General features: G+C 43.4%; 17 protein-coding genes and 1 tRNA gene. 3 read left to right on the forward strand and 15 right to left on the reverse strand.

The genetic code is table 11. From position 1 onward, the window contains the following. The 13 genes from L3V41_RS19615 to L3V41_RS19675 form a co-directional block, all read right to left on the reverse strand. Positions 1–127: GTP-binding protein (locus L3V41_RS19615; protein WP_033023824.1), on the reverse strand; the 127-nt coding region annotated here is incomplete at its 3' end. Between the two features lie 60 nt (positions 128–187). Beyond that, complete coding sequence (gene fusA, locus L3V41_RS19620) at positions 188–2,302, reverse strand: elongation factor G (protein WP_062568388.1); 2,115 nt, start codon at positions 2,300–2,302, stop codon at positions 188–190. A gap of 27 nt (positions 2,303–2,329) precedes the next feature. Next, the gene (gene rpsG, locus L3V41_RS19625) at positions 2,330–2,800 is read right to left on the reverse strand and encodes a 30S ribosomal protein S7 (RefSeq protein WP_054554834.1); all 471 of its coding nucleotides are present in this window, start codon (positions 2,798–2,800) and stop codon (positions 2,330–2,332) included. Positions 2,801–2,897: 97 nt separating this feature from the next. Next, a complete protein-coding gene (rpsL, locus tag L3V41_RS19630) occupies positions 2,898–3,272 on the reverse strand; it encodes a 30S ribosomal protein S12 (protein WP_002958885.1) in 375 nt (124 codons plus the stop codon). 193 nt (positions 3,273–3,465) lie between these two features. Beyond that, on the reverse strand, positions 3,466–7,638 hold the full coding sequence (rpoC, locus tag L3V41_RS19635; RefSeq protein WP_062568389.1) for a DNA-directed RNA polymerase subunit beta': 4,173 nt from the start codon (positions 7,636–7,638) through the stop codon (positions 3,466–3,468). Between the two features lie 97 nt (positions 7,639–7,735). Further along, a complete protein-coding gene (gene rpoB / locus L3V41_RS19640; protein WP_062568390.1) occupies positions 7,736–11,761 on the reverse strand; it encodes a DNA-directed RNA polymerase subunit beta in 4,026 nt (1,341 codons plus the stop codon). Positions 11,762–12,033: 272 nt separating this feature from the next. Next, positions 12,034–12,396 (reverse strand): 50S ribosomal protein L7/L12, encoded by a 363-nt coding sequence (gene rplL / locus L3V41_RS19645; RefSeq protein ID WP_062568391.1) that lies wholly within the window; start codon positions 12,394–12,396, stop codon positions 12,034–12,036. Between the two features lie 81 nt (positions 12,397–12,477). Continuing rightward, positions 12,478–12,972: a 50S ribosomal protein L10 gene (gene rplJ, locus L3V41_RS19650; protein WP_062568392.1), complete on the reverse strand. Its 495-nt coding sequence runs from the start codon at positions 12,970–12,972 to the stop codon at positions 12,478–12,480. 321 nt (positions 12,973–13,293) lie between these two features. Beyond that, a complete protein-coding gene (rplA, locus tag L3V41_RS19655; RefSeq protein WP_062568393.1) occupies positions 13,294–13,998 on the reverse strand; it encodes a 50S ribosomal protein L1 in 705 nt (234 codons plus the stop codon). 4 nt (positions 13,999–14,002) lie between these two features. Continuing rightward, positions 14,003–14,431 carry a 50S ribosomal protein L11 gene (rplK, locus tag L3V41_RS19660; RefSeq protein WP_054554827.1) on the reverse strand — a complete coding sequence of 143 codons (429 nt, stop codon included), beginning with the start codon at positions 14,429–14,431 and terminating at the stop codon, positions 14,003–14,005. Positions 14,432–14,644: 213 nt separating this feature from the next. Further along, a complete protein-coding gene (gene nusG / locus L3V41_RS19665) occupies positions 14,645–15,202 on the reverse strand; it encodes a transcription termination/antitermination protein NusG (protein ID WP_062568394.1) in 558 nt (185 codons plus the stop codon). 4 nt (positions 15,203–15,206) lie between these two features. After that, positions 15,207–15,584 (reverse strand): preprotein translocase subunit SecE, encoded by a 378-nt coding sequence (secE, locus tag L3V41_RS19670; RefSeq protein ID WP_062568395.1) that lies wholly within the window; start codon positions 15,582–15,584, stop codon positions 15,207–15,209. Between the two features lie 128 nt (positions 15,585–15,712). Then, a tRNA-Trp gene (locus L3V41_RS19675) sits at positions 15,713–15,789 on the reverse strand. Between the two features lie 161 nt (positions 15,790–15,950). Here L3V41_RS19675 and L3V41_RS19680 point away from each other — a divergent pair. Both L3V41_RS19680 and L3V41_RS19685 read left to right on the forward strand, forming a co-directional pair. Then, positions 15,951–19,895 carry a two-component regulator propeller domain-containing protein gene (locus tag L3V41_RS19680; RefSeq protein ID WP_237128334.1) on the forward strand — a complete coding sequence of 1,315 codons (3,945 nt, stop codon included), beginning with the start codon at positions 15,951–15,953 and terminating at the stop codon, positions 19,893–19,895. A gap of 133 nt (positions 19,896–20,028) precedes the next feature. Continuing rightward, positions 20,029–21,162, forward strand: a complete 1,134-nt coding sequence (locus tag L3V41_RS19685) for a CsgG/HfaB family protein (RefSeq protein ID WP_062568397.1) — start codon at positions 20,029–20,031, stop codon at positions 21,160–21,162. Positions 21,163–21,211: 49 nt separating this feature from the next. Here the strand turns inward: L3V41_RS19685 and L3V41_RS19690 are convergent, their stop codons facing one another. Both L3V41_RS19690 and deoC read right to left on the reverse strand, forming a co-directional pair. After that, entirely contained in the window at positions 21,212–21,712 is a 501-nt protein-coding gene (locus L3V41_RS19690; protein WP_062568398.1) for a hypothetical protein, read from the reverse strand. Further along, the gene (deoC, locus tag L3V41_RS19695) at positions 21,702–22,445 is read right to left on the reverse strand and encodes a deoxyribose-phosphate aldolase (RefSeq protein ID WP_237128335.1); all 744 of its coding nucleotides are present in this window, start codon (positions 22,443–22,445) and stop codon (positions 21,702–21,704) included. Before deoC ends, L3V41_RS19690 begins: the two co-directional genes overlap by 11 nt. Before the next feature lie 271 nt (positions 22,446–22,716). Here deoC and cysG point away from each other — a divergent pair, with 271 nt between their 5' ends. Then, positions 22,717–24,138 carry a siroheme synthase CysG gene (gene cysG, locus L3V41_RS19700; protein WP_062568400.1) on the forward strand — a complete coding sequence of 474 codons (1,422 nt, stop codon included), beginning with the start codon at positions 22,717–22,719 and terminating at the stop codon, positions 24,136–24,138. Positions 24,139–24,160 lie beyond the last annotated feature (22 nt).

A 24,160-nucleotide genomic window follows, 5' to 3' on the forward strand; every position in this document is an offset into this window, starting at 1 on the left:
CACCACCGTATACTTTTGCAAGTACGTTAGTGATTGCTGCAGTTAGGGTAGTTTTACCGTGGTCAACGTGGCCGATTGTACCTACGTTTACGTGCGGTTTTACGCGTTCAAACTTTTCTTTTGCCATCTTAAAAAATTCCTATAAAGAAATTAACGCCTGACCCACTATTGGGCCAGACAAGCTAAATCATGTAACAGCGCGAGCTGCAATTATTGCATCTGCAACATTCTTCGCGGCTTCTGCATACTTTAAGAACTCCATAGAGTACGATGCACGGCCTTGTGTTGCAGATCGCAGATCAGTTGCATAACCAAACATTTCAGAAAGTGGTACTTGCGCATTAATTTGCTTAAGACCACCAAATGCTTCTTCCATGCCTTCGATCATGCCGCGGCGACGATTTAAGTCACCAACTACATCACCCATGTTTTCTTCAGGAGTGATAACTTCAACCTTCATTACTGGTTCCAGAAGAGCAGGATTTGCTTCAAGCGCACCTTTCTTCATCGCCATTGAACCTGCAATCTTAAATGCCATCTCATTCGAGTCTACATCATGGAATGAACCATCAAATAGAGTCGCCTTGACGCCAAGTAATGGGTAGCCTGCCAGCACACCTTGAGTCATTTGCTCTTGGATGCCTTTATCTACCGCAGGGATGTATTCCTTAGGAACCGCACCACCAACGATTTCGTTAACGAACTCGTAAGTTGGCGCTTCATCTTCCGAAATATCCATCGGTTCAAGTTTAAGCCAGACGTGACCATATTGACCACGACCACCTGATTGACGTACGAACTTTCCTTCAACTTCAACAGCTGAGCGGATAGCTTCACGGTATGCTACCTGCGGCTTACCAACGTTACATTCAACACTGAATTCACGTTTCATACGGTCGACAATGATATCAAGGTGAAGTTCACCCATACCAGAAATAATAGTCTGGCCTGATTCTTCGTCAGTTTGTACGCGGAAAGACGGATCTTCTGCAGCTAGTTTACCCAGCGCAATCCCCATCTTATCTTGGTCAGCGATTGTGCGAGGCTCAACCGCAACAGAGATAACTGGCTCTGGGAACTCCATACGCTCAAGCGTAATGATTGAGTTCGGATCACACAGTGTTTCACCTGTTGTTACGTCTTTAAGACCAATAGCCGCCGCGATGTCGCCTGCGTAGACTACTTTGATCTCTTCACGTGAGTTTGAATGCATCTGAACGATACGACCAAGTCGCTCACGCTTACTTTTAACTGGGTTATATACCGCGTCACCCTGTTTAACTGTACCAGAGTAAACACGGAAGAAGGTCAAGGTGCCAACGAACGGGTCTGTCGCAATCTTAAAAGCAAGTGCGGCAAACGGTGCGTTGTCATCAGCAGGACGTTCTTCCTCAGTACCATCTTCAACGATACCTTGGATTTGTTTCACTTGTGTTGGTGCAGGCATATATTCAATAACAGCATCAAGCACAGCTTGAACACCCTTATTTTTAAATGCACTACCACACGTCATGGGAACAATTTCGTTTGCTAATGTGCGCTGACGTAAAGCGGCTTTAATTTCAGCTTCAGTCAGGTCTTCACCTTCTAAGTATTTTTCCATCAGTTCTTCAGATGCTTCAGCTGCACTCTCAACTAAGTGAGAACGCCATTCTTCAGCTAATTCCTGAAGGTCTGCCGGAATAGCCTCATAAGTGAAAGTCATTCCCTGGTCTTCTTCATTCCAGTTAATGGCTTTCATCTTGATAAGGTCTATAACACCTTTAAAGTCGTCTTCAGCCCCAATTGGAAGCTGAATTGGAACAGGCGTTGCTCCAAGACGAGATTCCACCTGCTCTACAACCGTTAAGAAGTCAGCGCCTGTGCGATCCATTTTATTTACGAAGATCATTCTCGGAACTTCGTATTTGTTCGCTTGACGCCAGACTGTCTCAGTTTGCGGCTGTACACCAGATGAAGCACAAAGAACAACTACCGCACCATCTAGTACGCGTAAAGAACGCTCTACTTCGATAGTGAAATCTACGTGTCCTGGCGTATCAATAATATTGATACGATGGTCGTCAAATTGAGCGTCCATCCCTTTCCAGAAACACGTTGTTGCAGCAGAAGTGATTGTGATACCACGCTCTTGTTCCTGCTCCATCCAATCCATAGTTGCAGCGCCATCATGTACTTCACCGATCTTATGAGAAAGACCCGTGTAGAACAGAACTCGTTCTGTTGTGGTGGTTTTGCCTGCATCTACGTGAGCACAAATACCAATATTACGGTAACGCTCAAGTGGAGTTGTACGTGCCATATGATCCTCTTAAAGGTTAAGGGCAGATTACCAACGGTAATGAGCGAATGCTTTATTCGCTTCAGCCATACGGTGAACGTCTTCACGTTTCTTAACCGCAGTGCCTTTGTTGTCAGCAGCGTCAACGATTTCTTGAGCTAAACGTAAGCCCATAGATTTTTCGCCACGCTTACGTGCAGCGTCTACTAACCAACGCATACCTAATGCGTTGCGACGTACTGGACGTACTTCAACTGGTACTTGGTACGTTGAACCACCAACACGGCGAGATTTAACCTCTACCTGTGGGCGAACGTTTTCAAGTGCAGCTTCAAAGATTTCTAGGTGCGACTTGCCTGATTTCTCAGCAGCCACGTCTAACGCACCATAAACGATTTTTTCAGCAGTAGATTTCTTGCCGTCTAACATTACTACGTTAACGAATTTAGCAAGAAGTTCCGATCCGAACTTAGGATCTGGAAGAATTTTACGTTGACCTATTACGCGTCTTCTAGGCATTTTGTATCTCCGGTATCTTCAGGTTTGCTCTTTTAGAGTCAATACCCAAAACAATTAATTTAAAAATTTAGTGCTTGGCCTTACTAACGGAGAACCATTAGCCCTTAGGGCGTTTAGCACCGTATTTAGAACGAGCTTGACGACGGTCGCTAACGCCTGCACAGTCAAGTGCACCACGTACAGTGTGGAAACGCACACCTGGTAAGTCTTTAACACGACCACCACGGATTAGGATTACACTGTGCTCTTGTAGGTTGTGGCCTTCACCACCAATGTATGATGTTACTTCGAAACCGTTAGTTAAACGAACACGCGCTACTTTACGTAATGCAGAGTTTGGTTTCTTAGGTGTAGTTGTATATACACGAGTACATACACCACGCTTTTGCGGACACGCTTTAAGCGCAGCTGAGTTACTTTTAGTAACCTTGCTACGACGTGGCTTACGCACTAGCTGGTTAATAGTTGCCATTTAAATAGCTCCTGAAATTAAAATTACTACTGAAAAAATAAAAAAATCCGCCCTGTTTACATGCTCGTTACAAAACGTGCAGGCAAATGGGTGGCGGAATTTTAATGAGCAAAGTTTAACCTGTCAACCTTAACTCATCGTAAGGCAGCAGATAACTGCCTTACGATTACTTAATCTATTGATTAAGCTGAGATTATTGGTTTCCAGAGATATCAGCATTAAGTGCGTCAGTAAGTGCTTGAGTTGCCTCTTCAGCGCTTACTGTTTGCTCTTCGATGATTTCACCTTGCTTGCGACGATTCAAACGGTCTTGGTGATACGCAAAGCCAGTACCAGCTGGGATCAGACGACCCACGATTACGTTCTCTTTCAGACCACGAAGTTCATCGCTCTTACCATTTACAGCTGCTTCAGTTAGGACACGAGTTGTCTCCTGGAATGATGCTGCAGAAATGAAAGATTCTGTTGCAAGTGACGCTTTAGTGATACCCATTAACTGGATTTCAAACTTCGCTGGGATCTTACCTTGTTTCTCAAGTTCACGGTTCGCGATGTTAACGCGTGCCACTTCAACTTGTTCACCGGCTAAGAACTCAGTGTCACCGCCGTCAAGGATGATACATTTACGTAGCATCTGACGAATAATTGTCTCAATGTGCTTGTCATTGATCTTAACGCCTTGCAAGCGGTAAACCTCTTGCACTTCGTTAACGATGTAGTTAGCTACATGAGTTACACCACGTAGGCGTAAGATGTCATGTGGTGACTCAGGACCATCGGCGATAACCTCACCTTTAGACACTTGCTCACCTTCGAACACGTTAAGTTGACGCCATTTAGGGATCATCTCTTCGTATGCGTCACCCTCAGCTGGCGTGATTACAAGACGCTTCTTACCTTTCGTTTCTTTACCGAAGCTGATTGTACCTGTGATTTCTGCAAGGATTGCAGGATCTTTCGGCTTACGTGCTTCGAATAAGTCAGCTACGCGAGGTAGACCACCCGTGATATCACGAGTCTTCGAACCTTCTTGCGGAATACGTGCAAGTACGTCACCTGGGTTTGCAGTTGCGCCGTCTGTTACTTCAATCGTGGTGAATGAAGGTAGACGTGTTTCTTGCAGACCACGCTCATCGCTTTCGATGATTAGTTTCGGCTCTTTCGCATTCGCTTTACCTAGGTCTTTAACAACCACACGTGTTAAACCAGTTAACTCGTCTGTTTGTGCTTCGGTATTTGAGTCATCAATATCGCTGAATGAGATTTTTGACTTGTGCTCAAGAACAATTGGGTGACTATGCGGATCCCAAGTTGCAACGATATCGTTACCTTGAACTTCTGCATTATCTTGTACTGTTAACACCGCACCGTAAGGTACTTTATAACGCTCTTTCTCACGACCGAAGCTATCAATGATAGTGATCTCTGTTGAACGAGACGTGATAACAATCTTACCGTCTGTGTTTAATACGTACTTCGCATTGTGTAACTTCAATGTACCGTTAGTTTTAACTTGTACACTGTTTTCAGCAGATGCTCGAGACGCCGCACCACCGATGTGGAAGGTACGCATCGTAAGCTGTGTACCCGGCTCACCGATTGATTGTGCCGCGATAACACCTACTGACTCACCTGGGTTGATGATATGGCCACGTGCAAGGTCACGACCGTAACACTTAGCACATACACCAAAGTCATTATCACAGGTGATAACTGAACGAACGCGTACTTCATCCACTGAGTGCTCTTCTAAAAGATCACACAGTTTTTCGTCAAGCATAATGTTACGCTCAACAAGTACTTCGTTCGTACCAGGGATAACAACATCTTCAGCAACAACACGACCAAGTACACGTTCGCGAAGTGCTTCTACAACGTCACCACCTTCGATAAGCGGTTTCATTGTTAAGCCATCTTCTGTGCCACAATCGTCTTCATTGATTACTAAGTCTTGTGCAACGTCTACTAGACGACGCGTTAAGTAACCCGAGTTTGCTGTTTTAAGTGCTGTATCGGCAAGACCTTTACGCGCACCGTGCGTCGAGATGAAGTACTGTAGTACGTTTAGACCTTCACGGAAGTTCGCCGTGATTGGTGTCTCGATGATTGAACCATCTGGACGTGCCATTAGACCACGCATACCCGCTAGCTGACGGATCTGAGCGGCGCTACCACGGGCACCTGAATCGGCCATCATAAACACTGAGTTAAATGAAGATTGCTCTTCTTCTTCGCCTTTCGCGTTGATTACAGTATCTTTTGATAAGTTCGCCATCATCTCACGTGATAAGTTTTCATTTACACGTGACCAGATATCAATAACTTTGTTGTACTTTTCACCAGCCGTTACAAGACCTGATTGGAATTGTTGGTTGATTTCAGTAACTTCAGCTTCTGCTGATTCAATGATTTCTGCTTTAACCGGTGGGATAACTAAGTCATCGATACCGATTGAAACACCTGACTTCATCGCGTAGTGGAAACCGGTATACATTACTTGGTCAGCAAAGATAACTGTATCTTTAAGACCTAGACGACGGTAACACTCGTTTAATAAGCCAGAAATTTGTTTCTTACCTAGGGCTTGGTTGATTAGCTCAAACGGCATGCCTTTTGGTAGGATGAGTGAAAGAATCGCACGACCTACTGTTGTTTCAACAATAGATACTTGCTCAACTGCATCACCCTCTTCAGTACTAACTGTCTCGCTGATACGTACTTTTACGCGTGCATGTAACTCAGCGTTACCGCTGCGGTATGCTTTTTCAGCTTCTTTAGGATCTTTAAATACAGTACCTTCGCCTTTCGCATTAATGCGATCACGAGTCATGTAATAAAGACCTAATACAACGTCCTGTGAAGGAACGATGATTGGCTCACCATTCGCTGGAGATAGGATGTTGTTAGTAGACATCATTAGAGCACGTGCTTCTAACTGTGCTTCAAGCGTTAACGGTACGTGTACCGCCATTTGGTCACCATCGAAGTCAGCGTTGTACGCCGCACAAACTAATGGATGTAAATGGATCGCTTTACCTTCGATAAGCACAGGTTCGAACGCTTGGATACCCAAACGGTGAAGTGTTGGTGCACGGTTAAGTAATACTGGATGTTCACGAATTACTTCGTCTAATACATCCCATACCTCTGCCACTTCACGCTCAACCATCTTCTTCGCAGCTTTGATAGTCGTAGCCATGCCGCGACGCTCTAGTTTGCCGTAGATAAATGGTTTGAATAGCTCAAGTGCCATCTTCTTAGGAAGACCACACTGGTGTAGTTTAAGCGTAGGACCCACTGTGATTACAGAACGGCCTGAGTAATCTACACGTTTACCAAGTAAGTTCTGACGGAAACGACCTTGCTTACCTTTGATCATATCAGCAAGCGATTTAAGAGGACGTTTGTTAGAACCTGTGATCGCACGGCCGCGACGACCGTTATCAAGTAGCGCATCTACCGCTTCTTGTAACATACGTTTTTCGTTGCGTACGATAATGTCTGGTGCTGCTAAATCTAATAGACGCTTAAGACGGTTATTACGGTTAATAACACGACGGTATAGGTCATTCAGATCAGAAGTCGCAAAACGACCACCGTCTAGTGGTACTAATGGACGTAGATCAGGTGGCAGTACTGGAAGTACAGTCATGATCATCCACTCAGGGTTGTTGCCTGACTGGTGGAACGATTCCATTAATTTAAGACGTTTAGTGATCTTCTTACGCTTCGTTTCAGAGTTAATTGTTGGTAACTCTTCACGCATTTCAGCAATTAATTGGCCAAGATCAAGTTCACGAAGCAAGTCTAAAACTGCTTCAGCACCCATCTTCGCTTCAAACTCATCACCGTGCTCTTCTAGTGCATCTAGGTACTCTTCTTCACCTAAAAGCTGACCACGCTCAAGCGTTGTCATACCAGGCTCAGTTACAACGAATGATTCGAAGTAAAGTACGCGTTCGATGTCACGAAGTGTCATGTCTAGCATTAAGCCGATACGTGACGGTAATGATTTTAAGAACCAAATGTGCGCAACTGGGCTCGCAAGCTCAATGTGACCCATACGGTCACGACGCACTTTAGTTAGCGTTACTTCAACGCCACACTTTTCACAAATAACACCACGGTGCTTAAGGCGCTTATATTTACCACATAAACACTCATAATCTTTCACTGGGCCGAAAATACGGGCACAGAATAAGCCGTCGCGCTCAGGCTTGAAAGTACGGTAGTTGATTGTCTCAGGTTTCTTTACTTCACCGTATGACCATGAACGAACCATATCTGGCGAAGCAAGACCAATGCGAATTGCATCGAATTCTTCGGTCTTATTTTGTTGCTTCAGAAACTTAAGTAAGTCTTTCACCTTAGCTCTCCTGTCGGAGGTTAATCTTGAGGGCGAACCAATCGCCCCTACATTCTATTCGGCCTAACAGGTGCGGCTTACGCCGCACCTAAATGGCTTAATTTTCTTCCAACTCGATGTTGATACCCAGTGAGCGGATTTCTTTCAACAATACGTTGAACGATTCTGGCATACCTGGTTCCATCTTATGGTTACCATCTACGATGTTCTTATACATCTTAGTACGACCGTTCACGTCATCCGATTTCACTGTTAGCATTTCTTGTAGAGTATATGCAGCACCGTAAGCTTCTAGTGCCCACACCTCCATCTCACCGAAACGCTGGCCACCGAACTGCGCTTTACCACCCAGCGGCTGCTGAGTAACAAGGCTGTAAGAACCAGTTGAACGTGCGTGCATCTTGTCATCAACCAAGTGGTTAAGTTTCAACATGTACATGTAACCAACAGTTACTTGACGTTCGAACTGATCGCCAGTACGGCCATCATAAAGTGTAACTTGACCGCTTCTTGGATAACCACCAAGCTCAAGTAAGTCTTTGATTTCGCTTTCACGAGCACCATCAAAGGCTGGAGTTGCGATCGGTAAACCACCTTTCAAGTTTTCAGCTAAGCGACGAACTTCATCATCAGAGAACGAGTCGATATCGACTTTCTGACGACAATCACCTAATTCGTAAACTTTCTTAACGAAGCTACGGATTTCGTGCAGTTCACGCTGCTCTTTCATCATTTCTTCTAAGCGCTCACCCACACCACGTGCAGCAAGACCCATGTGTGTTTCTAGGATCTGACCGATGTTCATACGTGATGGTACACCTAGCGGGTTCAGAACGATGTCTACCGTACGACCTTTGTCATCGTATGGCATATCTTCTACTGGTACGATAGTCGAGATAACACCTTTGTTACCGTGACGACCCGCCATCTTATCACCCGGTTGGATACGACGTTTAACAGCTAGGTATACTTTAACAATCTTAAGTACGCCTGGTGCTAAGTCATCACCTTGAGTGATCTTACGACGTTTGTTTTCAAACTTCTTATCGTATTCAGCTTTAAGCTCATCGTACTGAGCGGCTAGTTGCTCAAGCTCAGCTTGCTTGTCTTCTTCAGCAAGGCTTTGAGTAAGCAGCTTTTCAGCATTTAGTGATGCAATTGAATCTGCGTTCAGACCAGCGTCAACAAGTAACTTACGAGCACGGTCTAATACACCGGCTTCTAAGATACGGAACTCTTCATTGAAGTCTTTCTTCGCTTCGCGAAGCTGCATATCTTCAACTTCTAACGCACGCTTATCTTTTTCAACACCGTCACGGGTGAAAACTTGTACGTCGATTACAGTACCCGTTACAGAGTTTGGTACACGTAAAGAGCTGTCTTTAACGTCTGACGCTTTCTCACCGAAGATAGCACGTAGTAGCTTTTCTTCTGGCGTTAATTGCGTTTCGCCTTTCGGAGTCACTTTACCTACTAGGATATCGCCGCCTTTCACTTCAGCACCGATATAAACAACGCCTGATTCATCAAGCTTGCCTAGTGCAGATTCACCTACGTTAGGAATATCTGCTGTGATCTCTTCTGGACCTAATTTAGTATCACGTGCGATACATTGTAGTTCTTGAATGTGGATAGTCGTTAGACGATCTTCTTGAACTACACGCTCTGATAATAGGATTGAATCCTCGAAGTTATAACCATTCCATGGCATGAATGCCACGCGAAGGTTTTGACCTAGTGCTAAATCACCTAAGTCAGTCGAAGGACCATCTGCTAATACGTCACCACGTGTTACCGGCTCACCAACCATACACGTTGGCTTTTGGTTAATACATGTATTTTGGTTTGAGCGTGTGTATTTAGTAAGGTTGTAAATATCGATGCCCGCTTCACCAGGGATACGCTCATCTTCATGTACATTTACAACGATGCGGCTTGCATCCGCATACATTACTTCACCACCACGCTTAGCAACGATCGTTACACCAGAATCTTTCGCTAGTGTAAGCTCAATACCTGTACCTACTAGCGGTTTGTCCGCAATAAGCGTTGGTACAGCTTGACGTTGCATGTTTGAACCCATCAATGCACGGTTAGCATCATCGTGTTCTAAGAACGGGATAAGTGCGGCCGCTACAGAGATCACCTGCTGTGGTGATACGTCCATATATTGCTGGTCCATTTTGCCCATAAAGGTTGATTCACCTTTGTGGCGACATGGAATGAGTTCATCAACAAACTCATTGTTGTCGTTCAAGTTTGAGTTCGCCTGAGCGATAACAAACTGACCTTCTTCAATGGCTGATAAATAATCTACTTCATCAGTTACGACACCGTTTACCACTTTACGGTAAGGTGTTTCTAAGAAACCATAGTCGTTAGTACGTGCGTACGTAGACAATGAGTTAATTAGACCGATGTTTGGACCCTCAGGCGTTTCGATTGGACATACACGACCATAGTGAGTTACGTGAACATCTCGTACTTCGAAGCCAGCGCGTTCACGTGTTAAACCACCCGGACCTAATGCAGAAATACGACGCTTGTGCGTTACTTCTGAAAGCGGGTTATTTTGGTCCATGAACTGTGACAACTGAGATGAACCAAAGAACTCTTTAACGGCTGCCGAAATAGGCTTAGCGTTAATAAGATCTTGTGGCATTACCGCATCAAGGTCACCTAAGCTTAAACGCTCACGTACAGCACGCTCAACACGTACTAGACCAACGCGGAATTGGTTCTCAGCCATTTCGCCAACACTACGGATACGACGGTTGCCTAAGTGGTCGATATCATCAACATCGCCAACACCGTTACGAATAGCGATAAGCACTTTCATAACAGCTACGATGTCTTCTTTCGATAATGTGCCAGGGCCTGTATCTGAGTCATAACCTACACGGCTATTGAACTTCATACGACCTACTGTTGATAGATCATAACGCTCTTCAGAGAAGAACAAGTTATCAAACAAGGCTTCAGCCGCGTCTTTCGTCGGTGGCTCACCTGGGCGCATCATGCGATAAATTTCTACTAATGCTTCTAAACGGTTGCTTGTTGTGTCGATACGTAATGTATCTGACATGTAGGCGCCGCTGTCCACTTCGTTGATATATAATGTATCAATCTTAGTGTGACCTGCTTTAACCAATTCAGCCATTAGCTCAAGTGATAGCTCATCATTCGCGTTAGCGATGATCTCACCCGTTGATTCGTCAACATAGTTTTTAGCTACAACACGACCAATGATGTACTCATGCGGTACTTCTAATTGGTTAATACCTTTTTTCTCGATGTTCTTGATGTGACGCGCAGTAATACGACGACCCGCTTCAACAAGGACTTCACCGTCTTCGCCTTTGATATCAAAAGCGGCAGTTTCACCGCGTAAACGTGAAGGTACAAGTTCCATAAGAACTTTACCGTCAGTTACTTCAAACGCAGTGGTATCGAAGAAGATATCTAGGATTTCTTCCGTAGAGAACTCTAGAGCACGTAAGATAATTGACGCCGGTAATTTACGACGACGGTCAATACGTACATATAGGTTATCTTTTGCATCAAACTCGAAGTCTAACCATGAACCACGGTAAGGAATTACACGCGCGTTATAAAGTACTTTACCTGACGAGTGAGTTTTACCGCGGTCGTTATCAAAGAATACACCAGGGCTACGGTGTAGCTGAGAAACGATAACACGCTCTGTACCATTGATTACAAAGGTACCGGTATCAGTCATGAGCGGAATTTCGCCCATGTAAACTTCTTGCTCTTTTATGTCTTTAACTGTGCCTGGTGCTTCTTTGTCCATCACCACAAGACGCAATTTTACGCGAAGTGGAGCAGAATAAGTCACACCGCGAATTTGACATTCTTTTACATCGAATACTGGCTCACCAATACGATAACTGACGTATTGTAGCTCAGAATTTCCCGAGTAGCTTTTGATCGGAAACACAGAACGGAAAGCAGCTTCCAAACCGTGATCGCCATCAGCGTCAGGGACTAAGAATTTTTTAAACGATTCTAACTGCGTCGACAGTAAGAAAGGTATATCCAAAACTTGTGGACGTTTACCAAAATCCTTACGGATACGTTTCTTTTCAGAATAAGAGTAAGCCATGGGGTTCCTCAGCTTGCTGATCTTTGACCCGACCTGTTCTTGTAAGAACAGACTTAACTGGCATCTATGCCAAGATGTACAACATTAAATTGTTGTTCTATTTTGCTCTGTCACTTTCAATACCAAAAAAGGTAACAACTTGAAAATAAAGAGAAAACTAGATTTTATTTGCGCTACAGGATTGCATCGCTCCATAGCGCAAAAAGGCCGGTGATTAAATAATCACCAGCCCTTGCCTGATTACTCAGGCAGCGAACCTAGCGTAAGCTAGATTACTTAACCTCAACTTCAGCACCAGCTTCAGTAAGGTCTTTTGCAAGCGCTTCAGCTTCTTCTTTAGATACACCTTCTTTAAGAGGTGCAGGAGCTGATTCAACAAGAGCTTTCGCTTCTTTAAGGCCAAGACCAGTTGCACCACGTACAGCTTTGATTGCAGCAACCTTGTTAGCGCCAGCGCCAGTAAGGATTACGTCAAACTCAGTCTTTTCTTCAGCTGCTTCAGCAGCAGGACCAGCAACAACAGCAGCAGCTGCAGTTACGCCGAATTTCTCTTCCATTGCTTCAACTAGAGCAACAACGTCCATTACTGACATTTCAGCAATAGCATCAAGGATTTGGTCTTTAGTTACAGACATTACAAATTTCCTAATTATTACGGACTAATACTAGCCCAAAAAAAATATTACACCGAAAGTGAACAAAAAAACAGCTTAAAATTAAGCAGCTTGCTCAGCTTTCTGTACACGTACTGCTTCAATTGTTTTACACAATTTGCCAGCAGACGCTTCTTTCATAGCGCTCATTAAGCGTGCAACAGCTTCGTCGTAAGTAGGTAGAGTTGCTAGCATAGCTGCGTCTACTACATTACCTTCAAATGCAGCCGTCTTAACTTCGAATTTCTCATTCTTTTTCGCGAAATCTGAGAAGATACGCGCAGCAGCACCTGGGTGCTCTGATGAGAAAGCGATTAAGCTTGGACCAACAAGTGAGTCAGAAAGGCACTCAAAATCTGTACCTTCAACAGCACGTTTAGCTAATGTGTTACGAACAACTTTCATCCATACACCAGCTTCACGAGCTTCTTTACGAAGGGCAGTGATAGCACCAACTGTTACACCACGAGAATCTGCAACAACTGCAGAAAGAGCACCAGTGGCTGCTTCGTTGACTTCAGCAACAATTGCTTTTTTGCCTTGAAGATTTAAAGCCATGGGTGTTACTCCTGGTTTAATGGGTCGCCTACATAGGCTTCCCTGTTCTACTCTTCCCCATCAATGATGGAGATGCTTTTTACGGCGAGAGCCAGAAGATTAGGAAAAATCTATCTGGGGATTCACACCGTCTACGTAGGTAAAATTCATTAAGGCCGAAGCCGCCTACGGTCTTGGACGGAAGCCCAATTTATCGTTTTTACCCGAAGGCAGTACGAAATTATGGACTTCAACCCGAATTCTTTACTTGTTTCGAAATTAACTTTCTCAACAAAATGGCGCAAAATTATAGTTTAAATTTCGCGCCATGTAAACTCTTAATTAAGCAACAACTGTGCTTAAAGAGTTTTGGTCAACAGCAACACCTGCGCCCATTGTTGTAGAGATAGTTACTTTTTTCACGTAAGTACCCTTTGCTTGAGAAGGTTTAGCCTTCTTAAGCGCAACAATAAGAGCTTCAAGGTTTTGTTGAAGTTGCTCAGCAGTGAAATCAACCTTACCGATAGTAGTATGGATGATACCGTTCTTGTCGTTACGGTAACGAACTTGACCTGCTTTCGCGTTTTTAACTGCTTCTGCAACGTTAGGTGTTACAGTACCAGTTTTAGGGTTTGGCATTAGACCACGTGGGCCTAAGATTTGACCTAGTTGACCAACAACACGCATAGCGTCTGGAGATGCAACAACAACGTCAAAGTTCATCTCGCCTTTCTTAACTTGTTCAGCAAGATCTTCCATGCCCACTAATTCAGCACCAGCTTCTTTCGCAGCATCTGCGTTAGCGCCTTGTGTGAATACAGCAACACGAACTTCACGACCAGTACCGTTAGGTAGTACAGTTGCACCACGAACGTTTTGGTCAGATTTACGAGCATCGATACCAAGGTTAACAGCAACGTCAACACTTTCTACGAATTTAGCTGTCGCTAACTCTTTTAAAAGAGCAACGGCTTCGTTGATTTCGTAATCTTTAGTCGCATCCACTTTTTCGCGGATTGTACGCATACGTTTAGTTAATTTTGCCATTATCTTAGTCCTCTACGTTCAAGCCCATCGCACGCGCAGAACCTGCGATAGTGCGAACTGCAGCGTCCATATCAGCCGCTGTAAGGTCAGGTCGTTTTGTCTCAACGATTTCTTCAAGTTGAGCACGAGTAACTGTACCCACTTTTTCAGTGTTAGGACGGCCAGAACCTGATTTGATACCTGCAGCTTTCTTAAGTAAGTAAGCAGCCGGTGGAGTTTTCATGTCGAACGTGAAAGAACGGTCACCGTAAACAGAGATCACTACAGGAACTGGAGCGCCTTTTTCGATAGACTCTGTACGTGCGTTGAACGCTTTACAGAATTCCATGATGTTTACACCGTGTTGACCTAGTGCTGGACCTACTGGAGGACTAGGGTTAGCCATACCAGCGGCAACTTGTAGCTTGATAATAGCTTCAACTTTTTTAGCCATAATAAATACCTCATTTGGTGGGTCATAGCCTTGTGCGCGCGAGGACGCGTACTCTAACGGCTTCCCAGTTTAAAAATTGGTTCTCACTTTTCGTGATAAAACAAGTGATAACTTGCCCTAACACAAAAAGGCCGCTGATTATAAGTTAATCAACGGCCTTTTTCAAGCTTATTGCCAAAATATTAAGCGATTTTGACAGCTTTAATTTTTTACTTATTTGTCTTGTTCAACTTGACCAAATTCAAGCTCAACCGGTGTCGAACGACCAAAGATAAGTACGGATACTTTCACGCGGCTCTTTTCGTAATCCACTTCTTCAACGACACCGCTGAAGTCAGCAAATGGACCATCAATAACGCGAACAACTTCGCCTGGTTCAAATAATGTTGCAGGTTTAGGTGCTTCAGCGTTTTCTTGCAGACGATTTAAGATGCGATCAGCTTCTTTTTTGCTGATTGGTGCAGGACGGTCTGATGTACCACCAATAAAGCCCATTACACGCGCAGTGCTGTTCACTAAGTGCCAGCTAGCATCGTTCATGTCCATTTCTACTAATACGTAACCTGGGAAGAATTTACGCTCAGATTTACGCTTTTGACCAGCGCGCATCTCAACAACTTCTTCAGTGGGTACTAAAACCTCACCAAAACTATCTTCCAAACCTTCGATCTTGATGTGCTCAAGAATAGTTTGTGCAACACGCTTCTCATAACCCGAGAAAGCTTGTACTACGTACCAACGTAGTTTCTTTTCGTTCTTCTCATCCGACATGGGATCAGATCTCCAATCCAGTTAAAAAGCCTACAGCGCGGAATAAAATGCCATCTAATCCCCACAGGATAAGTGCCATAATCACAGTTGCAACCATAACAATTAAGGTCGTATGGGTTGTTTCTTGGCGCGTTGGCCAAACAACTTTACGCACTTCAATACGTGCCTCTTTTGCAAACGCAATAAAAGTACGGCCTTTTTCAGTAAGTGAGGCAATACCTAAACCTGCTGCAACAGCAACTACTACGCCAATTGCACGTAATAATACAGATTGGTCTGCGTACATGTGGTTACCAACGACTGCGCCTGCTAGTAGCGCTATCGCTACAATCCACTTCACTGAATCCATCGCACTTGATGGTGTTTCTACATTCGTGCTCATAATATTATTACCTTAACTACAGACACAACAACCCTGCTCTTTGGCAGGGTTAATCCATTAAAATCTAAACTTAAAAACTGACTATTTAAACCGATTTTTAATTTTAGACTTCACACACAGTGTAAAAGTGGCAGGGGCGGAGAGATTCGAACTCCCAACCGTCGGTTTTGGAGACCGCTGTTCTACCAATTGGAACTACGCCCCTGCAAAGTGGATGCCTATTATACTTACGCAATTCATTAACACAAGTGTAAAAGATACCCAGAAGTTAAATTCTCGCCAGTCTATTTAAAAATCAATATTAACATTGATTAAAAAGCAGTTTATTATAACCCAATAAAGGAACTGAAAACGACATGGATACATGTGTTGCCGTTAAAATTTGCCCGCTACGTTGTATTGTTTACTATCACTTTGCTTGTTAGTCAGCTTGCTAATGCTCGCCCATTACACCTGACAACTTTTAATAGTCAGCAAGGTTTAAGTCAAAACTCCATCAATTGCAGTATAACTGATCAACAAGGCTTTTTATGGCTGGCCACACAAGGTGGGTTAAATCGTTTTGATGGTTATGAATTTAAACGTTTTAAAGCCAACAAGCATAGCAAAAGCATCTCGGGAAATTGGATCACTTCCTGCCAAAAAGATCAGCATCAACAACTCTGGTTTGCAACTGCAAGTAAGGGGCTCAACCGCCTTAACACGCATACTGGCGAGTTCGAAGTATACTCCTCTGGCAAGAATTCAGGGCTGAGTGACGATAAAATTTGGTCGATGGCATTCACACCAAGGGGTAATCTTTGGCTTGGTCATGAGCAAGGTAAATTAAGCTATTTTGATTTAAGCACTAACGAGTTCAAACATTTTCAATTTAAAGCACATGCTCAACAAAACACCCTCATTCGCGATATCATCGTTACTGATAAACGGCTTTGGCTTGCTACCAGCCAAGGGTTACTTTCATTTAATCCAAATACGCAGCAATTTACTCAATACGCTAATATCAGCTCACCGTTATGGCATCTCAATTTACTTAATCACGAGAAGTTACTCGTTGGCGGCAAGCAAGGACTCTATACGCTTAATCTAACAACGTTAGTGAGTGAATCAATTAAGCACTTTAAAGGTATCTGGATCACTGACAGCCTTATTGATGCTCAAAACAATCTTTGGCTAACAAGCTATGGGCAAGGTTTATACTTTTTGCCTGCTGAGGCAGACTTGCAAAAAGAATACATTCAATATCGCCATGATAAACAAGAGCAAAATAGTTTAAGCAGTGATTATCTCCTTTCACTTTATCAAGACCCACAAGGTATTATTTGGCTAGGGACTGATGGCTATGGTGTACATCGGTATGACCCCAAACAGCAGCAGTTTTCTCATCAATCAACAACCTCTCAGCTACATTCTTTGAGCCATAATTTTGTTCGCTCAATCATAAAAAGAGCCAATGGAGAGGTATGGATTGGCACTCGTGATGGACTCAATCGTAAAACAACCCAAGGCTATCATCACTATAAAGACGCACTACCAAACAGTAATATATTTGCCCTCCATGAAGATAACAATCATCAGTTATGGGTAGGCACTTACGGTGGCGGCTTAGTTAAGTATCAGGATGGTAGTGATAGCTTTGAAATTTTCACCATGCAAAGCCACCAGCTAGCGAGTGATCGTGTTTACGCGATAACCAGTGACAAAACGGGTGCACTTTGGCTTGGCAGTAACCAAGGACTTACTCGGTTTGAGCCTGAATCAGCTAAAGTAACTCACTTCAAGCATAACGACACAAGCAACAGCCTTGCGAACAACACTGTATTTACACTTGCCTATGATAGTGATGACCATGCTCTTTGGATTGGCACCCGAGCAGGGCTCAATAAGTTAGATATTGCAAGTGAGCAATTTAGTTTATTGGATCAACAAAGCTCAGCCGATACAGGGCTTAGTCATAACATGGTGACTTCTTTACTGCTAAAAAAGAACATCATTTGGGTTGGTACAATGCAGGGACTGAACCAAGTCAATAAAGATAATTTTAACGTTAAACAAATTACCGAGCAGCACGGCTTAGCGAATGATAATATTTTTGATATTTTAACTGATCAGCAAGACATGCTTTGGCTAGCAACCAACGGCGGACTAACACGCTATAATCCTGTCACAGAACAAATGCAGCAATTTTTGCCAGAAGACGGTATTCAGCACCAATCATTTATACTGGGCGCAAGCTTTCAAGCAGACGATGGCGAATTATTCTTTGGCGGTATTAATGGTTATAACCACTTTTATCCTGAGCAGTTAACCTTATCGCACGCTCCCCCTACTCCGGTATTAACTGAGCTATTACTGAACAACCACGCAATTGAGAGCAATCACTTCGGTAAGCAAACAAATACGCTTGCCAGTTCCACCCATTCACTCTCTTTTGAGCAATCAGCTGGCGTTATTGGCTTTAAATTTAGTGCATTAAATAATGCTGCCACGCCAAAACATTATCAATATGGCTACAAGTTAGCAGGCTTTGATAAACAGTTTTTGTATACAGATGCCTCTCTTAGGCAAGTCAACTACCCACAACTTCCAGCTGGTAACTACCAATTATTAATCAAGGCAAAAGATCAATACGGCCAGTGGAGTGACAGTGCCTCCTTGCTAAAGTTAACTGTTGTGCCTCCTTGGTGGCAAAGTAAATTAGCCTATGGCATCTACCTAATCATGGCATTAACGCTAACTTGGCTACTTTTAAATGCACTGTACCAACGCAAACTCGCTGAGCAAGAAAAGCAAACTGAAATTGAATTAAACAAATTAAAAGATCAATTTCTAGATAACATTAGCCATGAGCTAAAAACGCCACTGAGCTTAATACTTGCTCCGATAAGTCAGTTACAGCAGAGTAATACTGACCAACATACACAAACGCAACTTGCTAGTATAAAGCGCAATTGCCAGCGTTTGCTTGAGCTCATTAATCAACTTTTACAACTAAGTAAACGTCCAAGTACAGCTATTTACACGGTATCACCGTATTCATTAAATGATTTTCTGACCAACCTGGTAAACGATTTCACGCCGCTCTTTAAGCAAAAGCAACTGCAATTTAATTTTCACACTAATACGGCAGAAGAATGCATGATTGCCCTTGCTCCCGAGCATGCTCACTCTATCTTTAGTAACCTAATTAGTAATGCTCTTAAGTACACCCCACAAGGTGGTAAAGTTAGTATTAGCCTCTCGATGGAACAGCAACGGGCGATATTTAGCATTATTGATACGGGTATCGGAATTGCCGACAAGCATCAGCAACAAGTTTTTAACCGCTTTACCCGCGTGGCAACATCAGAAGAGTCAGGAAGTGGAATCGGCCTAACCTTGGTAAAGCAGCTAGTTGAAGAATATGGCGGTATAATCACCCTACAAAGTCAAGTTAACAAAGGAAGCTGTTTTAATGTGTCACTTCCTCTTGCAATCGCCTCTGGTAAACATATAAATAACTCAATTGAACTGCACTCCTCACAGCCAACTATTCTCATTGTTGAGGATAACCAAGACATGGCTGTTCTATTACTTTCGTTATTTAATGAGGAGTTTCGTTGTATCTGCGCAATTGATGGTCAACAAGCTATTGAACTATGTCAAACGAGCCTGCCAGACCTAATCATTAGTGATGTCATGATGCCTAATATGGATGGCTATCAACTATTGACTAAACTACGTGCCAACCCCGCCACCAGCCACATTCCTGTCCTATTGCTTTCTGCAAAGGCAGACAAAAATAGTCGTTTAAAAGGCCTCGATTTATTAGCCGATGATTTTTTAAGTAAACCGTTTGAACCAGCAATACTGATCAGTCGTGTTAAGGGGTTGCTTAATTTAAGACACATCTTAAACCAGCATTTAACGGCGCAGCTTGCTGCCCCGCTACACACAGACTCATCCGCACAGATTACGGTTCACAATAAAGACTACTCCTTTACAGAAAAGCTTAAGCAGGTAGTGCAAACTCATTATCAAGATGAAAGTTTCTCCGTCGAACAACTTGCCTCTGCATTATGTTTAAGCCCCCGTGCACTTCAATTAAAAATGAAAGCATTATATTCACAAACTCCATCAGACTATTTGCGCAATACACGTTTAGAGTTTGCAAAAGAACACCTAATCAATAGCACATCAGCAATTGGTCTGATAGCTGAACAAAATGGCTTTAGCTCGCAAAGTTATTTTGCTCGAAGCTTTAAAAGTTATTTTGGCCTCTCACCAAAACAGTATCGAGATAACCATCAAAAACGCGCTAATTTCGTGTGAGTGAATAAACTTTTCGCTTGAGTACTATTTTTAATGTACTGATTTTTATAACTTATCCTAATAAACATTCATAAAAACAAAGCCCGTATTGTGGCGTTATTTACTGCATGAGATATAAGTTAAGGAAAGTCATATGCTCACCAAAACACACAAAGCGATTACGCTCACTTTAATTGCTGCTGCACTAACTGCATGCCAAAGTACGACGACAACCACAAGCAATAACAACAGCCCGAATATAAACGAAGTCGCACAACAACAATACAATGGCCCTAAAGCCAGAGTCGCTGTGGCACGCTTTACCGATAAGTCCAACGACTCGCGTTGGTGGCGTAAAGAAATTGGTGAAGGTATGGCAGATCAGCTAACAACTGCATTAGTTAGTACCAATCGATTTATCGTTTTAGAGCGACAAGCGCTTGATGCTGTTTTATCAGAGCAAGACTTAGCGGTATCAGGTCGAGTAAGTGCAGCATCAGGTGCAGCCTACGGCGAAATAGAGGGTGCCGAAATTGTGGTTGTAGCAGCGGTCACAGAGTTCGATGACGACAACTCTGGTACTCGTGTAGGCAGTGGTGGGTTTATTGGTGATGTGTTTAGCTCAGTATCAGCGGGCTTTTCAAGTTCACACATGGCTATTGATTTACGCTTAATAGACACTCGTACCTCTCGTATTCTAGCAGCCACTAGCGTAGAAGGTGGTAGTAAAGATTTTAATTTTACCTCTGCTGCAACTAACTTTGGTGGCGCCCTAGTCGGCGGCAACCTGAGTAGCTGGTCAAACACGCCAAAAGAAAAAGCATTACGTGAAGTGATTATAAAAGCGGTTGAGTTCTTAGAATCAAAAGTGCCAGCGACCTATTATCGTTACAATAGTGATAACACGATAGCGGCTGGTCACACAGCGCCTGCACCACTAAAAGTAACTGCAGCTGCAGCCCCCACTAAAGCAGCAGTGGCATCAGTTACTGTTCCTAATCATAGAATGCCTTACTACGAAAAAACAGACTTGGCGATGTCACGACTAAACTTGGTTTGTTTGGGTTATTTGAAAAGACAGCCTCACTACGAAGAATATGAAGTAGAAGACGTAGAGTACGATGAAGCAACCGTGATTGCACTCACTGAGTATCAGCAAGAAAATAAGCTCAAAGTGACTGGTCGTGCGGATGAGACGACCAAAAAGTCCCTTGATGATTCAGGCTGCATTGCCAAAACTAACAAATCAAGTTTAGAAAGTCTTGGCAGTATTTTTAAATTCAACTAAGCAAAATAACAGCCAGTGCTAGCACTGGCTGTAACGCTTTCGTTTATCACTACAAAATTTGTATCAATTCGCCACGGTAAAAATCACACAGTAGCCAAATTTGTTGAAATGGGTGCTCTGCTGGCACTTTTAAGTTAGTAAGTACTGACTTAAAATCTTCTAGATGCCAAATCGTACTGGCATTTCGTATCAATAACCAAGGGTGAGTAGACTCATAATGCTTTTTCGCTTTTTGCGCGAGCAAACGATGTAACGCACAGTGCAAACGTTCACTACTTGGTGCTAACGCCATTTCCGCAAGGTCTCGTTGCATGCCAATCGACAAAGGTCGGCCAAGTACCGCCATCGCTTCTGTTTCACTGGCATATAAATGCGCTATTTCGATATCGAGTCGCTCATCACCTTTATAGCAACTTACATCGGGCTTACTCGGTGTGTTATGCCAGATATTACGCATAGTTACACCAAATTGCTTTTCGTAACAGCGTAAAAATAGCTTTGCCGCACCATGCTCGAGCGCTATTTTTTCTTGCTCACTTTCACGATTCATTTAATATCATATACACATCACTTAATAAGCCTGAAGCGCCAAATCGAAAAAGATCGGGTTGTAAATACGCTTCACCCATAATTGACTCAGCTAAAGCCAAATACTCAGCAGCGTCAGTAACAGTTCTGACTCCACCCGCCGCTTTAAAACCCACCTTTTTATCGCTTGCTTTAATGGTCTCTAAAATAACCTTAGTCGCCGCAAAGGTGGCATTCACAGCGACTTTACCGGTACTGGTTTTAACAAAGTCGGAACCGCCTTCTATCGCCAGCTTAGTTGCTGTAGCAATCAACTCATTGGTCAATTCACCGCTTTCAATGATCACTTTGAGTTGCACTTGAGTACCGCAGGCATCTTTTGACGCTTGAACATACTCTAAAACTTTGCGTTCATCACCGGCAATCAGTGCTTTGTATGGAATCACTAAGTCTACTTCATCGGCTCCGCGTTCAATAGCAAACAAGGTTTCACTAATGACTTGTTCTAATGGCTGCTCCCCACCAGGGAAGTTAGTCACAGTAGCCACTTTAACTTGTTGTAACTCACGCTCAGCGAGTGCAAGCTTAGCGTCACTAACAAACTGACTATACACACAAACCGCAGCAGGAATGCCTAACTTTGGCTCAATACTCGCAACTAAGTTATTAATAGACTCTGTAGTGTCGGTGTCATTCAGTGTTGTTAAATCCATTAGTGCCACCGCTTGGGCAGCGATTGTTTGCATATTAGTCATTGATCTTATTTTGTGTTGCCATATTAGTACCCTATAGTAGCAAATTTTTATGATCTGGCTATAAATCATAACTAATCACCATAAGGCATTTAATTTCCTTGTAACTCGCCGCAATCCCTTGTTAACTAAGCCTTAAGCCAAACAAAGCCACCAAATATAACTTTTAGTTATATAAACTTGGTTTTAATTATTTTTTACTTTATTTAGAGCACTATATTCTGCTTGCCTGCAATAAGCAGTTTCTTTGATGTGTTTTAGGGGTGAGAACAACGTGCAATATTTACCTATCTTTACCAAGTTAGACGACAAACCTGTATTGGTAGTCGGCGGTGGAGATGTTGCGTTACGCAAGTGCCGTGCATTTTTAAAAGCACGTGCCAACGTAACGCTAGTCGCCCCTGAGTTTTGTGATGAACTTACTGCGCTTGCAACGCAAGGTGAAGTAACGCTTATCGTTGATACATTTAAAGAACAGTATTTAGATCAACAAATGCTAGTTATTGCGGCGACGGATATCGACAGCGTCAATAATGACGTTTTTGAACGTGCCAATGCGCGTAATATTTTCGTTAATGTGGTTGATGACCAGCCTAAATGCAGCTTTATTTTTCCTTCGATTGTTGACCGTGATCCAATCACAATTGCTATTTCAAGTGCTGGCACTGCCCCCGTACTTGCTCGTCGGTTACGTGAAAAACTCGAGACCCTTATTCCACAACATATTGGCCCACTTGCTACGTTAGTTGGTAGCTTTCGCGATAAAGTAAAACAGCGTTTCAAGCACTTTGCTGACCGTCGCCAATTTTGGGAAGGGGTGTTTGACTCATCGGTTGTGAGTAAAGTGCAAGCGGGTAATACCGAGGCAGCAACTGTGCAGTTAGAGCAACTGTTAGATGCAAAGCCAGAGCCTGAAGGCGAAGTGTATGTTGTCGGTGCAGGCCCTGGCGACCCTGAGTTATTAACACTAAAAGCACTGCAATTAATGCAACAAGCCGACGTCGTTGTGTATGACTATTTAGTCTCTGATGAAATTATGGAACTAGTGCGCCGTGATGCTGATTTAGTCTGTGTTGGCAAACGCTTGGGCGATCACAGTGTTGCACAAGAAGATACCAATCAAATGCTGGTAGATTTTGCCAAACAAGGTAAAAAGGTATGCCGTATTAAAGGAGGCGACCCGTTTATTTATGGTCGTGGTGGTGAAGAAGTACAAGTGCTGGCCGCAAATCAAGTACGTTACCAAATCGTACCGGGTATCACTGCTGCTGCCGGTTGCAGTGCTTATGCTGGGATCCCTCTAACACACAGAGACCATGCACAAGCTATTCAATTTGTGACAGGACACTGTAAAAAAGATGGTCAAGAACTTGATTGGCAATCACTCGCAAAACCAAATCAAACTTTGGCTATTTATATGGGTGTCATTAAATCTCCCCATATTCAAGCACAATTATTAAAACATGGCCGTGGTGCAGAAACACCAGTTGCCATTATCGAAAATGGTACGCGAAAAGAACAGCGTGTCGTTACTGGGCAACTGGGTGAGTTGGCGGACTTAATCGCCCGTCATAGTATTATCTCACCCGCTTTACTAATTATAGGCGAAGTTGCATCATTGCATCACCAGCTTGCATGGTTCGGACAAACCGAACAAACCAGCAGCTTTGCCCAGCCTATTACAGGCGTAGCGTAATTTAACTTTTAATCATTTTAGT

It is taken from the genome of Pseudoalteromonas sp. L21 (assembly GCF_021728035.1).
GTDB classification, from domain to species: Bacteria; Pseudomonadota; Gammaproteobacteria; order Enterobacterales; family Alteromonadaceae; genus Pseudoalteromonas; species Pseudoalteromonas arabiensis.